Annotated in this window: 14 protein-coding genes; all 14 read right to left on the bottom strand. The window is 42.7% G+C overall.

The genetic code is table 11. The features are described from left to right. Positions 1-2 precede the first annotated feature (2 nt). Positions 3-1,661 (bottom strand): sodium/sugar symporter, encoded by a 1,659-nt coding sequence (locus ACWIB3_RS04025; protein WP_454290953.1) that lies wholly within the window; start codon positions 1,659-1,661, stop codon positions 3-5. Between the two features lie 5 nt (positions 1,662-1,666). Then, positions 1,667-2,839, bottom strand: coding sequence for an aldose epimerase family protein (locus tag ACWIB3_RS04020; RefSeq protein WP_093099313.1), 1,173 nt, complete (start codon positions 2,837-2,839; stop codon positions 1,667-1,669). A gap of 19 nt (positions 2,840-2,858) precedes the next feature. Next, entirely contained in the window at positions 2,859-4,016 is a 1,158-nt protein-coding gene (galK, locus tag ACWIB3_RS04015) for a galactokinase (protein WP_454290952.1), read from the bottom strand. Beyond that, positions 4,013-5,065: a UDP-glucose--hexose-1-phosphate uridylyltransferase gene (locus tag ACWIB3_RS04010; RefSeq protein WP_093099316.1), complete on the bottom strand. Its 1,053-nt coding sequence runs from the start codon at positions 5,063-5,065 to the stop codon at positions 4,013-4,015. The genes galK and ACWIB3_RS04010 overlap by 4 nt, the downstream gene beginning before the upstream one ends. 40 nt (positions 5,066-5,105) lie before the next feature. Next, on the bottom strand, positions 5,106-6,185 hold the full coding sequence (locus tag ACWIB3_RS04005; protein WP_093099318.1) for a glycoside hydrolase family 43 protein: 1,080 nt from the start codon (positions 6,183-6,185) through the stop codon (positions 5,106-5,108). A gap of 9 nt (positions 6,186-6,194) precedes the next feature. Next, positions 6,195-7,301: a family 43 glycosylhydrolase gene (locus tag ACWIB3_RS04000; protein WP_454290951.1), complete on the bottom strand. Its 1,107-nt coding sequence runs from the start codon at positions 7,299-7,301 to the stop codon at positions 6,195-6,197. Between the two features lie 117 nt (positions 7,302-7,418). After that, positions 7,419-8,576, bottom strand: coding sequence for a sialidase family protein (locus ACWIB3_RS03995; RefSeq protein ID WP_093099319.1), 1,158 nt, complete (start codon positions 8,574-8,576; stop codon positions 7,419-7,421). 19 nt (positions 8,577-8,595) lie between these two features. Next, positions 8,596-10,539 carry a family 20 glycosylhydrolase gene (locus ACWIB3_RS03990; RefSeq protein WP_454290950.1) on the bottom strand — a complete coding sequence of 648 codons (1,944 nt, stop codon included), beginning with the start codon at positions 10,537-10,539 and terminating at the stop codon, positions 8,596-8,598. After that, positions 10,532-11,725 (bottom strand): AGE family epimerase/isomerase, encoded by a 1,194-nt coding sequence (locus ACWIB3_RS03985; RefSeq protein WP_454290949.1) that lies wholly within the window; start codon positions 11,723-11,725, stop codon positions 10,532-10,534. Before ACWIB3_RS03985 ends, ACWIB3_RS03990 begins: the two co-directional genes overlap by 8 nt. 6 nt (positions 11,726-11,731) lie before the next feature. Continuing rightward, positions 11,732-13,810 (bottom strand): GDSL-type esterase/lipase family protein, encoded by a 2,079-nt coding sequence (locus ACWIB3_RS03980; RefSeq protein ID WP_454290948.1) that lies wholly within the window; start codon positions 13,808-13,810, stop codon positions 11,732-11,734. Further along, a complete protein-coding gene (locus tag ACWIB3_RS03975; RefSeq protein ID WP_185217439.1) occupies positions 13,794-15,020 on the bottom strand; it encodes an MFS transporter in 1,227 nt (408 codons plus the stop codon). The genes ACWIB3_RS03980 and ACWIB3_RS03975 overlap by 17 nt, the downstream gene beginning before the upstream one ends. Positions 15,021-15,024: 4 nt before the next feature. Beyond that, the gene (locus tag ACWIB3_RS03970; RefSeq protein ID WP_312695773.1) at positions 15,025-16,146 is read right to left on the bottom strand and encodes a hypothetical protein; all 1,122 of its coding nucleotides are present in this window, start codon (positions 16,144-16,146) and stop codon (positions 15,025-15,027) included. After that, positions 16,146-17,069 (bottom strand): dihydrodipicolinate synthase family protein, encoded by a 924-nt coding sequence (locus ACWIB3_RS03965; protein WP_093099328.1) that lies wholly within the window; start codon positions 17,067-17,069, stop codon positions 16,146-16,148. Before ACWIB3_RS03965 ends, ACWIB3_RS03970 begins: the two co-directional genes overlap by 1 nt. A 66-nt stretch (positions 17,070-17,135) precedes the next feature. Continuing rightward, positions 17,136-18,707, bottom strand: a complete 1,572-nt coding sequence (locus ACWIB3_RS03960) for a RagB/SusD family nutrient uptake outer membrane protein (RefSeq protein WP_093099330.1) — start codon at positions 18,705-18,707, stop codon at positions 17,136-17,138. Positions 18,708-18,713: the final 6 nt, after the last annotated feature.

The following is an 18,713-nucleotide window of genomic DNA, read 5'->3' as shown; positions in this document are numbered from 1 at the left end:
TATTACCAGAATATGGCATAAAGCGCTGCAGTGATACCGATAACAATTAAGGCACCAACGGCAAAGCCCGTTTTTGTTTTGAACATCGTAGCATCGATTTCAAGTCCGTGGGTAACCACGCCTTTTTTGTGCTCGTACATACTGATAATGTACATTCCGATAAGACAGAATATAAACACAAAACCGATCCTATCGATGAATGGGATTTCATACACGCCGTCCACAGGGATTGCAAATCCTGTGGATGCCAAAAATGAAAGGTCCATATAGCCCGGAAGGAACTTCAATACGATCGACAATAGGAAACCAACGATGGTTGCAAAAAGCGCTGCATTGGAAGTCGTTTTCTTCCAGAAGAATCCCAAAAGGAACATCGCAAATACCCCCGGAGATACAAATCCTGTATACTCTTGGATATATTGGAATCCACCTTTTTTATCAATACCTAGGTAAGGAGCGATGAAGATAGCCAAGATCATGGATACCACGATCGTGATCTTTCCTACATTCACCAATTTCCTTTCAGAAGCATCTTTATCGAAGATCTTTTTGTAGATATCCAAGGTAAATATCGTTGCCACCGAGTTTGCTTTTCCTGCTAATGAAGCTACCACCGCAGCGGTCAAGGCTGCAAATGACAGACCTTTCAATCCGGTTGGCAATAGATTCAGCAGAACCGGGTATGCCCTATCGGGGTTCAACTCCCCTCCCGCTAACATTTCTTGTTGGAATAGGCCATCATTGTACAATACAAAGGCAGCAATACCTGGTAACACAACGATCAAAGGCATCAACAACTTTAATCCAGCAGCGAATAACAGTCCGTTTCTAGCTGTTGGAAGGTCCGCTCCTAATGCACGTTGGGTAATGTACTGATTACAGCCCCAGTAATTCAGGTTGATGATCCACATACCCCCAATTAGAACTGAAAGCCCCGGTAGATCGATATAATTCGGATTGTCTGGTTTCAAGATCATATGGAAGTGATCTTGGGCTTTGTTATGAACGATTCCCAAACCATCCAATACGCCTCCACCACCGAAATGGTCAGACACTAGGTTTAACGCCAGGTAAGTCGTCGCCAAACCTCCTAGGATCAAGAAGAATACCTGGATAACATCCGTATATCCAATTACTTTCATACCACCTAGGGTAATGAAGATAGCGAAAACAGCAAGTCCGATCATACAAGCCTGGAAGTCAATGCCAGAGATACTGGATACGGCCAGCGCTCCTAGGAAGAGGATCGAAGTAAGGTTGACCACAATATACAACAGCAACCAGAAAACAGCCATGATCATGGCCACCGTGCCATTGTACCGCTGATTCAGGAACTGCGGCATGGTAAAGATCTTGTTCTTGAGGTATACCGGGAGAAAGAACACCGCTACTACCACCAAGGTCACCGCTGCCATCCATTCATAGGTAGCAATTGCAAGACCGATCTTAAAGCCTGAACCGCTCATCCCGATGAATTGCTCCGCAGAGATGTTCGAGGCGATCAGGGAGGCTCCAATGGCCCACCAAGTCAAAGAACCTTCTGCTAGGAAGTAGTCTTTGGAATCTCCAGAGGCTGATTTCTTTTTATAATAAATATAAAGTCCATATCCTGCAACAATGATGAAGTAGCACAGGAATACAATATAGTCTTTGGTTTCCATTGAGATTAATTAGTCGTAAACTTATAAATAGATTTGCTGGTATAGGTATCTCCTGGATTCAAGGTAGTCGAAGGGAAGTTCGGTTGGTTTGGGGAATCTGGGAAATGTTGTGTTTCCAAGCATAAACCAGTACGGAAGCTATCCTTTACACCACTTTTTAGGGTTACATTATCTGCCATGAAGTTTCCACTGTAAAACTGTATCCCTGGCTCTTCGGTATATACATCCATCACAATACCGGATTTATCTCCAGTTAATGTGGCAGCATGGTTCAATCCATCAACCTTAGTCCCGTTAAGTACCCAGTTATGGTCATAACCTTTTCCAAATTTCAATTGCTCATCATCTAGTTGAATGTCCTTACCGATAGTTTTTGAAGTTGTAAAATCAAATGGAGTCCCTTTAACGTCCTTCAACTCGCCAGTTGGAATCAAGGTGCTATCTACCGGAGTAAATTTATCCGCATATAGCTTTAGGCTGTGGTCGGTAATCGTTCCACTGCCTTCACCGTTAAGATTGAAATAAGCATGGTTGGTAAAGTTGACCACAGTTTTCTTGTCAGCTGTTGCTTTGTAATCTATTGCCAATTCATTGTTATCAGAAAGGCTGTAGGTCACTTCGATATGGATAGGGCCTGGAAAGCCTTCTTGTTTATCTGGAAGGGTATATGCAAAGGTAATGGCCTTATCATTAGCTGATGTCACTTCCCAATTAGCAAAATGGACACCTTTTAGTCCACCATGGAGTGTATTGGCTCCGTTATTGGTCGGAAGGGTGAAGTTTTCACCATCCAGAGTAAACTTACCTTTGGCGATTCGGTTCCCAAATGGCCCTACGATAGGCCCGAAATAGGGTTCTTTTGGATTGTTATAATCAGAAGCCTTGTTGAAACCCAATACCACATCAGTAAGGGTTCCGTTCTTATCCGGAACCTGTAAGGAAACAACCCTTGCTCCAAAGTTGGTAAAATACGCCTTGGCACCCGAAGCATTCTTTAACATGTAAAGTTTAGCTTCTTTACCATCAATATCTGACGTGAAAGTACTGGAGTCTAAGGTAGTAACAGTATTGCTGCTGGAATCAGTGGTCTGATTGCTTTCTTGCTTACTATTTTGCTGACATGCCACGACCGTAAATAGGCCGCATGCTAGCATAAGTCTAAGGATTGATCTTTTCATTTTCTGTTTATAATTGATTCTAATATACTAATTCTGAGCCATTATCAGTTTTCACGAAAATAGGTGTCAGCTCAAGGTTAAACTCATTTTTATAGGCTGGGGCAAGCGCTTCCACAAGCTGCTGACCAAAGCCTTTTTTGACAATATTGATCGTGCAACCACCAAATCCTCCACCCATCATCCTCGCTCCCAGCACTTCAGGAAAGTGCTTCGCTTTTTCTACAAGAAAGTCCAATTCCTGACAACTCACATCATATTCCTTGCTCAAGCCTTCGTGTGCTCGGAACATCTGCCTTCCCATTTCTACGATATCGCCACTTTCCATGGCATCACAGGCTTTCGCTAGCCTCTCGTTTTCTTCCACAACAAACCTAGCCTTGATATAACTATCCTCATCAAACGGCCTGACCAATTCATCCAACATAATTATATCAACATCTCTTAAGCTCTTTACCTCGGCATGTTTCTTTTGGATCAAGGAAACAGCATGCTCACAGGCATACCTTCTATCATTATATGCAGAAGACGCCAAGGAATGCTTAACATTGGTATTTAACAATACGATCTCATACTCTCCTAATTCCAAAGGAACATAGGTATAGCTGAGATCCCGACAGTCTAAGCGGACAACATGCTTTGCTTTGCTCAAAACAGAAGCAAATTGGTCCATGATCCCACATTTCACACCTGCATAGGTATGTTCAGCAAGTTGACCGATCTTTGCGATTTCGACTTTGTCCAGTCCCAGACCGAACAACTCGTTCAGCCCATATCCAGTAGCACATTCAACGGCCGCTGAAGAAGATAATCCGGCTCCAACCGGGATATCCCCATCGATGTAAAGATTAAAACCCGAAAGTTCCAATCCTCTATTTTTTAATTGGTTGACTACCCCTAGAATATAGTTAGGCCAACCTTTATCCGAAGGAGCCACCTCTTTTAAGTCAACTGAATAAGGCTCTTTAAAGTCTTCGGCATATAGGTGTATTTCCGAATCCGTCCGCTTTGAAAGCGCTACATAAACAGCCTTGTCAATAGCAGTTGGAAGGACGAACCCTTCGTTGTAATCGGTATGTTCCCCGATGATATTGATCCTTCCCGGGGATTTCGAAACTAATGTAGGCTCTGTTCCATACAATTCCTTGAACCTAGCACTAATTTGGTCTCTTTCAATCATTTGGTATTTGATTTATAATGTACTGTGGGTTGATTTCTGATTATTTCCGCAGCTTTTTCAGCTGTAATATCACGTTGCGGATTAGCCAACATTTCATATCCGACCATGAATTTCTTCACTGTTGCTGAACGCAGCAAGGGTGGATAAAAATGCATGTGCCAATGCCAAAAGTCTTGATTTCCACTATTTACAGGGGCCTGATGCATTCCTGCAGAATAGGGAAAAGAAGTAGAAAAGATATTATCGTAACGGATGGTCAGTTCTTGTAAGGTCTTGGCGAGGTCGGTTTTTTCAGCATCGGTAAATTCCCTGATGTCCTTTACCTGTCTTTTGCTGATGACCAAGGTTTCAAAAGGCCATCCTGCCCAGAATGGCACCAAGGCGACAAAATGTTCATTATCTACGATTATTCTTTCTTTTTTCTTGAGCTCTAAGGCTAAATAATCCGAAAGCAATGAATGTCCATTTTTTTCAAAGTATTCTTTCTGCTGCTTTTCCTCCTTTTGGATCTCCATTGGGAGTTTGCTCTCTGCCCAGATCTGTCCATGCGGATGAGGATTGCTGCAACCCATGATGGAGCCTTTGTTTTCAAAGATCTGTATATATTTTATCCAATCATTCTCTGCTAAAGAAGAAAATTCACTTTGCCAAACATCCACAACCTTCCTGATTGCAGGGATGTCCATTTCAGGTAAGGTCAGATCATGCCGAGGAGTAAAGGCAATTACTTTACAGATCCCTCTTTCTGTTTCTGCTACCAAAAGACCTGCCTCGTTCATTTCCCCTTCCTCTGAATCTTTCAACAGGGCGGAAAAGTCATTCACAAATACAAAGCTCTCTTTGTAATCGGGATTGACACTTCCATCGGCTCTTGGATTTCTGGGGCAGAGGTAACACGTTGGGTCATATTCAGGCCTATTGTCAGCAGGCAAATCTTCTACTTGTCCCTGCCAAGGTCGCTTACTGCGATGGGGAGAAACAAGGATACTTTCGCCTGTCAACAGGTTCAAACGCCTGTGTGGAACATCATTTATAGCAAAATTAGGCATAGGTTGCGCTTAAATTAGTTTTCCTAAGATACAAATTCCATCAATTAATTGTAGTGGGTCCGTGTACTTTTAACACACCCTTGGAATCTATTTCTATTGGATCAATGAAAACGACCCGGTCATTCCCTGTTTTTGTGGTCCTCCCATGGTACACACAGTACATTTTGCCATCCTTACCAACAAATACCGAATTATGCCCCGTTCCTGTAACATCGCCCCCTTTTTCAGTATTCTTTTCCAATACCGGATTGAACTCCGATTTAACAAAAGGACCCAGAGGACTTTCCGATATTGCGTAACCCACCGCATAATATGGCCCTGCATAATGATTCGCAGAATACATCATATAAAAAAGACCATTATGCTTGAACAGATAGGAACCTTCCGTCCAACGTCGGTTGATTTCCTTATTATTGACAGAACGGCTTTCCCATTCCGCTTGTTTATCGTTTATTTTCATTGGAGGTCTCAGCAAAAGCCTGGGCTTTCCAATCACCCCACTTAGATCCGGTTTCAACTCAATACCATACACCCAACTCTCCTCAATTTCATCATAAATGCCATTCTTTTTTGCCCAATCAGCAATTTCGGATTCCACAGGATGTTTGTAACAACATCTGGAATAATAGAGGTATTTTTTACCATCTTCAGCGACATAGACATTGGCATCAATAATGGGATATCCGGGATCAAATAGCGGATGAGATTCAATATCTACAAATGGACCCGTTGGTTTATCCGAAACCGCAACCCCAATCTTATAGTTTTCCAGTTCATTGTTTGGGTTTTCCTTCCAATGGGCGCTATAGAACAAATAAAACTTATCGTCCCATTTATAGACCTCAGGAGCCCAAAAATCCTTGGTCCCCCAAGATTTCTCTTGTTGGTTATTGTAGATTACGCCTTCATTTTTCCAATCTTTCAAATCTTTGGAAGAATAGACCACAAAACCATTCTTTGTACCCCCAGTTCCATATAAATAATAAAGATCGCTCTGATCATCATATATGATATAAGGATCCCCTAAAGCAACTGACAGCGGATTTCCTGGTAATTCCTGTGCCTTGCCAAGCAAACAGAACAAGAATGACAATCCTAATAGCAAAAATCGTATGTTCATCTCTGAGTATTAAATAATAGGTTTCTGAGTTTTATTTCTTTCTGGCTTCCCTGTCCCGATTACTGGCCAGCCGTCTTTCCAATTCAGCGGATCTAGCATTAACATCCTTCTGCTCGTTCCATTCCCTAGCTTTCCATTGTTTTTATCGATGGCATGGTAGAAAATCCAATCCTTCCCTTTGGAGTCTTTGATGACCCCTGAAGTATGACCCGGTCCAACAATAGACTCTGATCCTTCTAGGATCAAACTTCCATGATTTCTTTCCTTGATATCCCGTCCATCTTTATCCAGATAGGGTCCCAATAGATTCTTCGATCGTGCAGTCAGCACATGGTATTTGCTATTTGCGCCCTCGCAACAACTTCCTTTAGAACCCAAGAAATAGAAATAACCGTTTTTCTTAAAGATGGTCACCGCTTCATAGTCTCCGGCAGCTATTTTATGCTTCTGCCCATTCAAGATCTTTTTCCCATCAGCTGTCAGTTCCAAGGCAAATGTCCCTTGTTCAGGGCTATCGGAGAAACTACCCCAGAAAATATATTTCTTGCCCTTATCTTCCATAAAAAAGGGATCAATGGAATTTGGCACATTGGCAGATTTGGAATCAAGCAATTTCCCCTGGTCAATAAAAGGACCTTTAGGGGAGTCCGAAATCGCCAATCCAAGACCTGGATTCTTATCGCCCCAAGTAGAGAAGGAATAATAGAGGTAATACTTTCCATTGACAAGGTTAATGTCTGGCGCCCAAATACCCCCAGCCTCTTTCCAATTTGGTTTAGTTTTAAAAGCAGGACCAACGTAGGACCAGTTTACCATATCCTTGGACTCCAGAATCGGCACAAGGCGAGATCCTTTTCCGTCATCCCAATTATCCTGGGTGCCGTAGGCATAGAAAAGTTTTGTTTTCGGATCTTGAATGACCGTGGGATCAGCGAGCACCGGTTCAAATACAGGATTCTGATAGGTACCATTTATTGGGCTTGTAACTGCAGCATTTTTCCTCGCACAGGAATCAAGAACAGAAGCCGACAACAACAAAATAGACACGAGCATTGAATTGCGCACCGAAGGAACACCGATAAATGTTTTTATATAGACCACACCTTTCAGAAACATAATTTGATTGAGTTTAAACAGGTTAAACAAGTAGATAAAGTTCAATTTACAGGAATTTTCTGAGAATCATGGGAATAAAAAAGAAAACCCTAAGCTTTTTTGGCTTAGGGTTTTCCTTTATTTGATCTTTTCCGTGAGGAAGACAATGTCTTTGTAATTATCTTTTTCATACAAAATACCGACAAGCTTAGGCTTCATCAGAACGATATCCGAATAGGCCGAATAGGCACCTTTATACCCTTCTGGAGCTTTGGCGATCAGTTTAGTGAAATACCAGGTCTTGCCTTTGTCCTTGGAAAGTCTCAAAGTCAGGTTATCTCTATTCTTTTCATCCGCTGCATTGATATGGGCCAGCACAAAATTCTTTCCTTTCTTCCAGGACAATACTGACCCTTGGTTGATTGGATCCGGAAGGTTAGGATCTGGAGCAGAACTCTGCCAGCTTTCACCACCATCATTGGAAACAGAAATGACACGTTGCTTTGGATTCAACTGTTGGTTCCTTGAGCTCATGTATACCTCATTTTCTCCAATCTGTGCAGCAGTAGACTCATTAGTACCTGGATAAGGCACATTCTGGCTCAACTTAAAGGTCTTTCCATGGTCATCCGAATAGAAAGCATGTGCATTCCAGTCCTTACCCTGCGCACTTGGATCTCCAGCACTATGGTTGGCAGCAATGTAAATCCTTCCTTTGTTCGGCCCTGAAACAAACTGGAATCCATGTCCAGGAGTATTCGCATAGGTTCTCCAATCTTCTGTAAAGGTATAAGCAGCATTAACCTGTGGCTGATTTGGTCTATGCGTTTGGCTCGTGATGTTCACCGGTTCGGACCATGTCTTGGCTCCATCTGTTGATGTGATGTACCATACCTCGCGCAAGCCCTTCCCTTTTCTCACTTCACCCTCATGGTTATTCCCCGTATTATAAAAGAGGAAAATCCTTCCTGATGGATAAGCCGGATCGGTTAAATCAACAACTGGAGCAACATTCCCAGCTTGAAGCTTATCATAATCCGCAGCAACATTCAGTTTCCCCCAAGTCTTACCTTGGTCCTGACTGATCTTATAGACGATATCTACGTTGCCATAATCCCCGGCATGGTCCACACGGCCCTCGGAGAAAGCGATCAGGTCTCCATTCTTATTTTTGATAATGGCAGGAATCCTATAGCTGGCATAGCCATCCTCCCCTGAACGGAAAACCACCGTTTCCTGAGCGGAAACAGCTGATATTAAGCATGCGGCAAATACTGATAAAAATAGTTTTTTCATATATAGTGTGTATTGATTTCTAATGATAAGGGATAAATGTAAACATCCATTTCCTTGGATTCTGCCAATCTTTCCCCTTAAAATCTCCGACTGGCAATTTGATCAATATATCGTTCCAGCCTTCTTTCAGCTGGATCATGCTTGGCTCCCTAAAAGAATAACCTTCATCGCTCAACGGCAATTCCAGACCACCTTTCTGTCCCGGATGTTTCCATTTCGGAGCAGGGATCTTCACGCCATTGACGAAAACCTGGCTGTGCAGACCATCCCAAGTCCCTTCAGCTGGTGAATCACTGGCATAAGAACGGGACAGGTTCGCAAAACCTATCCAAAATGGCTTTTCTTCTGCCTTTTCACTCCAGACCCTAGATCTCGCATAAAAGGTACTATTAGGCTTAGGCGAATCTATCACCCCCGGAATAATATCAGCCCACCAATGTCTCAAGACTATGGTCCCGCCGACTTGATTCTTATAAACTGCGAATTGATCGCTAAAAGGATCCTTTTCAATAGGAAACTCCTTCGTTAAATCGCCTGCATTATCATAAGGGCCGATCATATCCCAGGACATTTCAGTCTGCCTCTGATATGGAAATGGAAGGTTGGCGAAATATTTTGATTTATGGGACAAGAGTCTTTTCTCAAATGCTGCAAATTCATGGAAAGCTTCTGTTTTTCTTTCCGGCAGAAATGCCTTCCAACCTAATTCACCGCCTCCTCGCCATATTCTTTCCGCAAATGTTATCATCCCTGGATATACCGCACTCTGCAGGAACATATCTTCAGGCTTTTCAACGGCGCGGTCCGGCCAAGAACATAGGATGGCACCGCGAAGCTGTAGACTTTCCTTTTCCTGCTCAGCAAACCTTCTGAAAAACAAGGTTGTAACAGTCTCCAAAGGATCCATGTGGTTGATATAAAGATGCTTGGAATCCAAATACTGGAGTTTAGTATCAGGATCAATGGCTTTGGGACCACCCATCCACATTTGACGGACCGTAGAGGATTCCAAATTACTTCCCGGATCCCAGCCATAGGTCTTGAAACCTAAGGATTCCACATATTTCGTGATTTCCGGCATGAACTGCTCATTACTGATCTTCACCTCATCCCCACCAATATGCAATTGCTTGAGTGTAGGAAAGGTTTCAGCAAACTCCTTGAGCAATTCCTTGATGTACACAATGCCTTCTTCACTCTGCATATTGACCTTAAAGAACCGTTCAAAAGCAGCTGAATGCCCCGGCATATCAATCTCTGGCAGGAATAAAATATGTCTATCCCTACAATAGTCGATCAACTCCTGAAACTCTGCTACCGTATAATATTTCCCTGCCCAACGGGTCATGTTCTCCGCAGCGGTTAGACCAGGATATTTTTTACTTTCCAAGCGCCAAGCAATATCCTCCGTGAAATGGAAATGCAGAACATTGAGCTTATACTTAGCCATAACATCGATCTGCTCTTTCACCATGGACATAGGCTGATAGTTCCTTCCCACATCCAACAAGAATCCCCTAAAGGAATAAGCAGGCTGGTCCTTGATGTTCACTAGAGCAACTTGCTTCTCATGAAAATCCATTTGCACCAAGGTCTGAAGAGCAGAGAAAATCCCTTTACTTGCTAAGGCCTGAATATAGATTCCTTTAGCATCGATATTTAATTCATATCCTTCATCAGAATCAATTCCTTCTAGGCTTGAAACCATCTTCAATGAAATTGAAGGTAATTTCTTATTCTTAGAAATGCTTATCGATTGACTTTCTAATATATTTTTAAGCAGGCTTACCTCATTCTTTTCAATGGATTTGTCAATTTCAAGATGGACCCCTTTGGACAGGTCAAGTTTATTTTCCGACCACTGCACATTTAGAGGCATTGGAATCAAAGCCTCCTGAGCGTTCAGGCTATCGACAGCAAAAAAGCTCCATAACAATAAAATATAATGGCCTATCTTATTCATAATTGTCCTTGTTCTTAAATTGATTGATAATGGACCAACAGTACCATTCTTGCCTAGGCAAATGGAATGGACCCTTAAATAGGTTCCCTTTAGCGGTTTGGGCTATTCCCCCATCACGATGTAGATAACCGTACCATTCCCCATGTTCTTTATCATGGAAATGGGTATAGGCATATTCATGGATCTGCTTGTGCATATTAGCATACTTTTCATCCTTGGTTATCAGATAAGCCAATAAGGTAGCTATGATGGCTTCATTCTGTGGCCACCAAAATTTCATGTCCTGCCAATACTCTTGGACAGGCTTGTTATAGACATCCCTAAAATACAGAATGCCCCCAAATTCCCTGTCCCAACCTCTTTCCCACATATAGTCCAGCATCCGCAACCCGAGGTTGATCAATTTCTCATCCATATTTCTATGGACAGCTTCATGTAGGATAAACCAAGCACCCTCAATAGCATGGCCCGGGTTAAGCGTCCGCCCATCGATATGATCGATGATACTGCCATCAGGAGCTACCTGCTCCATCACACAGCGGATATCATCTTTTACAAAATACTTTTCTATCTCTTGGATCCAATTTGCAATCGCATCATCACATCGAGGGTCGCCAATGGTCTCCCTTAATTGCTGGGCTGTATTGCACATGATCATCGGAATACCTATCCCGCGGCTTGGCCGGGTTTCCTCAAACTTAGGTTCAATTCTCCGTTCACCATTGGCATACTCCAAACAAATCCCAAACAGATCACGGGCTAGCTGAGCAGCTTCCTGATCACCTGAAGCCTTAGCATAAGCAGCACTGGCAATCACGGCAAAAGTCTCAGAGAAAAAATAACGGCGCATACGGATTGGATTGCCTTCCTGATCCACATGGAAATACATTTTTCCTTCTGCATCAAAGCATTTGTTTTTCAAGAATTCATAGCCCAAACGCGCACCTTCCAACCATTCTTCCCTTGGTTCCACCGTATTATAAAGGGTAGAAAGCAACCAACAAGCACGACCTTGAATCCAAACGGCCTTATCGGTATCAATCAGGGAACCATCTTGGTCTCGCATCAATAGGTACCCGCCATACTCATGATCAAATGACCGCGGAAACCAAAAAGGAACCGTATCATTGACCAATTGATCATTATAAAAATCTGCTAGTGCAGTTAGCTCTTCGTTATTGTACATACTTTTTTATCTTTTGATCGAAAATGTGGAAACAGGCACTCCCTCCTCATTCACTAAATTTGCCCTTGAAAAAGGCTTGTATCCATAATATATCTCCATTAAACCCCTGGGATTTTCCAGGAAAACCGAATTCCCTTTTATTTCCACGACCTTGAGATCGACCAAATTTCCGTCTTCATCCTTAGCCTGAAAACCTGTAACTTCTTTTGATCCCATTGCACTTAATTGCTTGGCATGACTGAACCTTATTTCATGTATATCTTCATTTTCATAAGAATATATAGGTTGGGGACTGTCTGCATTATTATCTTTCCCAAATTCATGCTTCAAGACCAGGTTTGCCAATCGCTTCCCGATGATTAACTTCTCCCTTGGATGTACATCCAAGGAATCACCAAGATCAGAACTGACAGCCATATAGACATCCTTCAATTCATTGCTGAGCTTTCTTTGGCTATCCCTGAATTTTGGCAAGGAGGGCCGATCTAAACTGGAAAGCTGAACCGTATAAAATGGCAACCTTTCCCTTTTACCCAAAAAAGGCTTATAATTCTCTCTCCAAGAAGCTATTAATGTCTTGAATAAGTGTTCGTGCAGTTCAACGTTATGTGCATTACTTTCCCCCTGATACCATAGAATCCCCTTTAATGAGGCATCATTCCACTTATTATACCCAGCTTCAAAATTATAGGCCGGTTCATAGGGATGTCTTTGGTTCTTGACCATGGATTTCTTCAGGTTAACCTTCGCTCTGTTCTTACAGAAATCCTGGATGAAATCAGATTTTCGCCACCCGTGGATATAAGTCGCCAAAAGCGGATCTTCCTCCAAGCTTCTTCTCGGAATCCAAGACTCGGTATTCGAACCGCCCACGGCAAGTTCAATAATGCCGATCGGAACCTTCGTTTCTTGTTCCAATGCTTCTGCAAAACTGTAGGCAATCGCTGAAAAGTTGGCGGCATTTTCTGCTGTTAACTTCTCCCATTTCCCAGAAAAGTATTCCAGGTCATTTACTTTCTTTAAAGTAGCTTCATCCCACTCTTCATTATTCGTTTCCTTAAGGACCTTGTTCTTAAAAATCCGAATACCATTGTGTTTGGAAGCCTCCTTGATCAATTCCTTTGATCCATTGGCATCCTTTAACGGAAAAGCCATATTGGACTGCCCTGATGCCAAGAACACATCCCCAAACAATATATCTTCTAAAATTATCGTATCCTGATCCGTATAGATTTTCATCCTATATGGTCCACCCGCAGGCATGGTAGGTATATCAATTCCCCACTCCCCACTGACTTCAGCAATGGATAAGTAAGTTCCTCCATCCATTTCAATAACTACAGCCTGTCTAGCATTCGCTTTGCCTTTTATTCGATTAGTTTGATCCCGTTGCAATACCATATGCGATCCTATACTTTCATTTACGGAAAGCTTTTGCCTAACGGGAACTATTCTGTCGAAAATGGTCTTTGCAATAATTTCGGCTCCTTGTTCAGAAGGGTGTAGATAATCATCAAATAGATCGATACGAAAAGCTAAGGGCGGATAGAGATCCACGAGCTTATGGTAATGTCTCACCGCCACAGCACCAATTTCTCCCTTGATATCCCAGTACCAATCTCGAGTTCCCGAAAGGAATCGAGGATGTCCACTAAAAATTGGCGTATTTTCACATACATAGACTTCCACCTTCGGATTTCCGTTTTTAAAAAGAGAGATCAGTTTATTATAATCTTTTTGAAAGTCCATTTGGTAATTAGGCCAATTTCTTGGATCTGTATCATTCAAGCCTAAATTAATGACAACCAAATCAGGTTTAAAGGCTAGCGCAGCCTCCAGTTCCTCTGATTTCAGATAAGGATTATGCCCTTTTTCCAGTAGCGTTGCACCATTTCTCCCAAAATTGCCTACTTCATAGCCATCGCCCAGTAATTGCTGCAATTGATCCGGATAGGTTTTCCCTTTGGCTAAATTGGATCCTTTGGTCACTGAATCACCAATACAGGCCACCCTCTTCTTTTGTTGGGCAAAAAGAAAGTTGAACGATAGAATGAACAAGAAAAGTAATTTAATCGATAGCCTCATTTCCCTTCGGTTTTAGTACGGCCAATTGAATGATCAAAACGATCAACACAATTCCCGCCAATAAAGCAAAATCACTTCCAAGTTGTCCCTCATCTGCAGAGGCTCCAAGAATCTTCGTGATATAAGCACCTGCAAATACACCGACCATATTCATGATCCCATAGGCAGTTGCCCTGTATTTTGAAGACACAAACTGACAAAGGATCGGCATATTATTGGCATCAAACATCCCAAAACCGAAGCCGAACATCAGTCCTGCAGCAACGATCGCAAAGACACTGTGTCCATATCCGATCAATATAACTGCCGGAATGGTCAATGCCAATCCTATGGCACTGGTATAGATCCTTCCGCGCACATTCTTTTGTATCCATTTATCGGAAATAATCCCTCCTAGGATTACTCCAAAGAATGAGGACAGGGCTATGGTAATGGTTGCCAATGGACCTGCTTTTTCCATAGGGATATGCAGGTTTTCCGAGAATAAGGTAGGTAGCCAGTTCTTGGTTGCCCAGCCAGGCAAACTTGGAACAGCAAAATATAATAGGATGACCCAGAAAGCAATATTGGAGAACAAGATGGAAAGCCCTTTCAACAAAGGAACCTTGGTTTCCACTAGCTTCTTGGCATCAGATCGATGATCAGTTTCATGTAAAAATAGAATAAGGACGACGGAATAGATGATTCCTATCAATCCAAACAGGATAAAGGTATAATGCCAGGAATAGGATGCAGCAACGGTGGCACCAAAACCGCCCAAGGCCTGTCCAAAATAAAAACCGGTCATGTGGATCCCAACGGCTAGGGACCTTGATCTGTCCGAATGGTAATCCGCAATCAATGAAAGTCCTGCCGGAATGTACAAGGCTTCACTGACGCCCATGATCGCCCGTAAGGCATACAGTTGCTCATAAGTATCGGCATAGCCCATCGCTAGGGTAACTGCCGACCATACAAACAAACTCCCTACGATCAACCATTTCCGGTTCCACTTATCGGCAACAATTCCTGCTACTGGACTCATAAAACCATATATCCAAAGAAATACGGCCATCAGGTTACCAAATACCGCAGCACTTTCCAATTCCAAAATATCGATGGCCATTGCAGGTCGCATGGTTGATAAGATCTGGCGGTCCATATAATTCAGGAGTGCCACAAACCATAACAAGCCTACAACGATCCAAGGATATCTTTTACTGTTTTTCATAGGTTTATTTTATCTGTCCAACCAGGATCCGATCGGTACGAACCCCCGCTCGAACCTCCCCTGTTGGAATAAAAAATAGATTTTCTTTTATAACTGCGCTTGTGGTCACTGGACTCTCTGTTTCCATTCCTTCCAATTGTGACCAAGAACCTGTCTTCAGCTCATAGACCCAATTCTCTCTTGAGAATCCGGGATGTCCTGCCTGAAGCTTATTCTTTGCTTGGGTCAACTCATCATTTTTCAGAGGATCATTTTCCTTGGCTATATTGGCTATAGCCTCCTCAACCTTTGAAAACGTGCTCCCATCATCCCCTCCGAAAACATAGATTTTCCCATCTTTATAGATTCCGGTCCCTGCAGCCAAAGCCTTAGGGAGCTTAGTAAGCTCACGGATACTTTTGGTATTTAGGTCCAATTCCAACAGCCAATCATAGATATCACTGATGGCATTTGGATTTTTCTTCCTTCCCCCAATGACATAGATTTTGTCCTTGCCATTGCCAAGCACAACAGCATGGCTCACTGGATAGGGCAGTTTCAAATATTCCATCCAATTTGCCGTTGAATCATCCAATTTCAGGGAATAAACCTGATCAGAGACCGATTCTGCATTTTCACCGCCGATAAAGAAGATTTCATTGGTCCCCGCTGCTAAGCCGGCATTGGTCAAAGCTACTGGCAAGGGTTTTAGGATTTCCTTCTCCAGTTTACCCCTTTCGGACAGTTCATATTTGGCAACCTGATCAATTGGACCGTTTTCATTTTCTCCGCCAGCGATATAGATGGAGTTTGAAAGACTGAGATTGGCAGTATAGGCAATCCCGTCTTCAAGGTTAATTATGTTATCCAGCTTTAAGCCTGACCCTGAAATGGAATAGATATATCCCTGAGATTGGTAAACTTTCTTTCCTCCATCCCAAGGCAATCCATCCGGGAAATTAGCACCAGCGGCTACAATCAGTTTGTCCTGAATGATACCGGATATTGGCCCTGCGACACCTATATTTTTTTTTCCAGAAACCGCAGGCAAATGAATTGCTTCTTCCCATACTAATCCAGACTTGCTCTGCGAACCAGAACAACCAACCACTAAAACCGCCATAGATAAAATTGCCTTAATCCGCATTAATTGATTGACTTAAAGGAGTCAAAGCCCAATGCCGCAACATCAGCCTTGAACAGTTCGAAATTCTCTTTTGACATATTGGCTATCGGCAATCGGAATTCGCCACAATCCAGGTCCACTAATTTCATGTAAGCTTTTCCGGTTGCAATACCACCATATTTACCTAACAGACGGATCATATCAATGGATTTCTGCTGCAATTTATTGGCTTCCTCAAAATTGCCCTGCACATAAGCTGCCATTAGATCATTGTATAATGGAGCCGCATAATTATAGGTACTGCCTACTGCGCCCTTTGTTCCTAATACCAAGGAGGACAGCATGTTTTCATCACGTCCCCAAAGCATATCGTACTTCCCGTTTTTATGATTCAAACAGGACAAGAAATCCATAAAATCTTCATGCGTATATTTGATGCCTCTGAAGGTTGGGATCACATTATCCACGGCGCCCAATAGATCGATCATACTGTAGTTTCCACCGGTAAGCACAGGGATATGGTAATAGTAAAATGCAGTATTTGGCGCCGAGGCAGCTATTTCCTGACAGCATTTCGCCAATTGCTGCACATTTGCAGGTTTGAAATAATAAGGGGAAGTAAAGGATATGGCATCTGCTCCTTCTTGTTCGGAGATCGCTGCCAATTGTTTACATTCCTTCACATTCGTACCGCCTAAAAACATCATCAGGGCGAAATCTGGGTCCGCCTTGGTCAACGCTGCCCAAGCCTTCAATACTTGCACTTTCTCATCAAAAGTCAACGATACCCCTTCTCCTGTCGAGCCACATATAAAAGCTCCTTTTACATTATTCTTTTTAAGTGACCGATAATAAGCAGGGATCAGATCCAGGTTCAGTTCACCATTTGGATCAAATGCCGTAAATGGAGCAGCAATTAATCCTTCAATTTTGTTTGTTAGCATATACAAATTATTAAAAACTAGATAACCTATCCTGCTGGGCAGGACAGGCTTATATTAAATTTAACATTAAGTTCCTGAATATCCAGGATTTTGGTCTCCATTTAACTTTGGATCCGCTGATAGGGTTCCAAGGTCAATAGGCCAAAGGATTTTATGTTTTTGGGATTCATTGTTGTCCAATACCCCGACCATGTTCAGGTCCTTGCGGAAAACCAGTGGGTTTCCTGAAGCATCTTGCATGCGGCGCAGATCAAACCAACGCTTGCCTTCCGAGACAAACTCCTTGGTCCTTTCATAGAAAATGGCAAGTTCATTGGCTTCAAACCCTCCCCTTACAAATTGCGGTGCCGAACCTTTATAGGCCCTGTTCCTCACCAACATGATTTCATTGCTCGGGTCTTGACCTAACTTATTCTTGATCTCTGCCAATAACAGATATGCATCAGCTAAGCGATAGATCGGATAGTCATCTGAATAATTCCTTACACCTTCTACAATGGTCCCTAAGAATTTACGTAGCACCACAGCATGCACATCGCCCTTGTTGAAGTTTAAGAAAGTGGCATTGGCTCTGCTATCTGCAGCATCATACAATTGGTACAAGCCATATTTATATTCATATCGGATAATACCAGTATTGGAAATCTTCAAAGGATCTGCCGGAATTGGCTCCCCTTTATCATCAACATAGCCTGAAATATCATCACTCTGCGCATACAGGAAGTTATTGAAGAAGTTGGTCGCTTCACCATATTGGTACCTCAAGGCAAAAATGGTTTCTGAATTTCCTTTATTTGTAGCCGAACTTGCCGTAGCAAAGACATTCGCATAGTCATTGACCAATGTGAACTTTGGGATAATGCTCTCTACAGCGGCCTTGGCAGTCTGCAGATCCTGCGCTGTACTTGCAGGAACGGCCCCATCGATCTTCACCTTTGCCGACCATAGGTACACCTCCGTTTTCAACATCTGTGTCGCTGCTAATGACCATTGCGCTTTTTGGCTCAGGATATTATAGTCGTTGTTGAAACTAGAAACTGATTTTTCAACATCTGCTTTTATAAAGTCCAAAGTCTCTTTTTCCGTTTTACTGCGGGCAGTGTACAGTTCTTCAGCTGAACTAGGTGTTTGATTGGCTACCTTGGCCTCAGCCACCAAAGGGACCCTTCCCCAAGTCCTGAAAAGGTTGAAATAATAATAGGCTCTCAACCCATAGGCCTGACCTAAATAATATCCCTTCTCCGATGCCGACAGGTAGGTAGCCGATTCCACCTGGAAAATAAAGTTATTGATCTGAAAGATCTGCCCGTACAGGTTCGCCCAACTGCTAAAGCCGGGACTGCTCTCACGGATATCTTGGATGATAATGGAACTCGAATTCAAGGATGCGGTTCCGGTAAAACTGGTTCCGTCCCTTAAAGTCCCACCTCTCAATTCACCGAAATTCCATAGAGTTTGCTGGGCATTCCTTAATTGGCTGTGGATCCCGACCATTGCTCCTTTCACCTGGTCCGGTGTTTTCCAGAACGATCCACTTGCAAAATAATCTTCTGGGGTTAATTCTAAATCCATCTTGCTACAAGATGAAAATGTTATGCTCGTTGCCGCTATCGCTAAGGCTATAAATATCTTTTTCATGATTTA

It is taken from the genome of Sphingobacterium sp. NPDC055431, assembly GCF_053644255.1.
Note: the sequence above shows the minus strand (reverse complement) of the source record. Positions and strands in the feature narration are given on the sequence as shown.